Consider the following 644-nt stretch of genomic DNA (forward strand, 5'->3'; position numbering starts at 1 on the left):
CCTACAGCATCTCGGGCATTCCGGTGGTCGAGAATGGCGGCGCCGGCGGGCATAAGGTCGGACGGCTGGTCGGCATCCTGACCAACCGCGACGTGCGCTTCGCTTCCGATCCGGCCCAGAAAGTCTACGAGCTGATGACCCGTGAGAACCTGATCACGGTCAAGGAAAATGTCGATCAGGACGAGGCCAAGCGGCTCCTGCACCAGCACCGCATCGAAAAGCTGGTCGTGGTCGATGGCGACGGCAATTGCGTCGGGCTGATCACCGTCAAGGACATCGAGAAGTCGCAGCTCAACCCGCACGCCACCAAGGACGTGCAGGGACGTTTGCGCGCGGCGGCCGCCACCAGCGTCGGCGATGACGGGTTCGAGCGCGCCGAGCGCCTCATCGATGCCGGCGTCGACCTTCTGGTGATCGACACCGCCCATGGTCATTCGCAACGTGTTCTGGATGCCGTGACGCGGGCTAAAAAGCTGTCCAATTCGGTCCGCATCCTGGCCGGCAACGTCGCCACGTCAGAAGGCACGCTGGCGCTGATCGATGCCGGCGCCGATGCCGTCAAGGTCGGCATCGGGCCCGGCTCCATCTGCACCACCCGCATCGTCGCCGGCGTCGGCGTGCCGCAGCTTTCGGCAATCATGTCG

General features: G+C 64.9%; 1 protein-coding gene. It reads left to right on the forward strand.

Annotated features, from left to right (window positions below; genetic code table 11):
* On the forward strand, window positions 1-644 hold a 644-nt coding region (locus EOA86_RS37355; protein ID WP_128345877.1), incomplete at both ends, for an IMP dehydrogenase.

It is taken from the genome of Mesorhizobium sp. M5C.F.Ca.IN.020.32.2.1 (assembly GCF_004023105.1).
Classification (GTDB): domain Bacteria; phylum Pseudomonadota; class Alphaproteobacteria; order Rhizobiales; family Rhizobiaceae; genus Mesorhizobium; species Mesorhizobium wenxiniae.